At 68.2% G+C, this 815-nt stretch carries 1 protein-coding gene; it reads right to left on the bottom strand.

All coding sequences use genetic code 11. The features are described 5' to 3' along the window. The coding region (locus tag OC490_RS49085; RefSeq protein ID WP_262064558.1) for an alpha-amylase family glycosyl hydrolase at positions 1 to 815 on the bottom strand (815 nt) is incomplete at both ends.

Genomic DNA, 815 nt, shown 5'->3' with positions numbered 1-815 from the left:
GGGGTGTTGACGAAGAAGTTGGGCCGCATGTAGGCGGCTGCCTCGCCCGACAACTCGCCCAGATACTCGGTGAGTTCCTGCTTCGTGTTGCGCCAGGTGAAGTAGGTGTACGACTGCTGGAAGCCGACCTGGGCGAGGGTGGCCATCATCGCGGGGCGGGTGAACGCCTCGGCCAGGAAGATCACGTCCGGGTCGGTGCCGTTGACGTCGGCGATGACCCGCTCCCAGAACACGACCGGCTTGGTGTGCGGGTTGTCGACGCGGAAGATCCGCACCCCGTGGTCCATCCAGTGCCGCAGCACCCGCACGGTCTCGGCGACCAGTCCGTCCAGGTCCCGGTCGAAGGCGATGGGGTAGATGTCCTGGTACTTCTTCGGCGGGTTCTCCGCGTACGCGATGGTGCCGTCGGGGCGGTGGTGGAACCACTCCGGGTGCTTGTCCACCCACGGGTGGTCCGGGGAGCACTGCAGCGCGAAGTCCAGCGCGATCTCCAGGCCCAGCTCACCGGCGCGTGCGACGAACGCGTCGAAGTCCTCCAGGGTGCCCAGTTGGGGGTGGATCGCGTCGTGCCCGCCCTCGGGTGAGCCGATCGCCCAGGGGACGCCGACGTCCTCGGATCCGGCGGACAGCGTGTTGTTCGGGCCCTTGCGGAAGGTCGTCCCGATGGGGTGGATCGGCGGGAGATACACCACGTCGAAGCCCATCGCGGCGATTGCGTCGAGTCGCCGCGCGGCCGTACGGAACGTGCCGTGCGGGGTTTCGGCGGTGCCTTCGGAGCGCGGGAAGAACTCGTACCAGGAGCCGAAGAGCGCCCG

Source organism: Streptomyces sp. STR69 (assembly GCF_024519455.1).
Classification (GTDB): Bacteria; Actinomycetota; Actinomycetes; order Streptomycetales; family Streptomycetaceae; genus Streptomyces.
The sequence above is the reverse complement of the archived record's forward strand: the minus strand, read 5'-3'. Positions and strand labels throughout refer to the sequence as shown.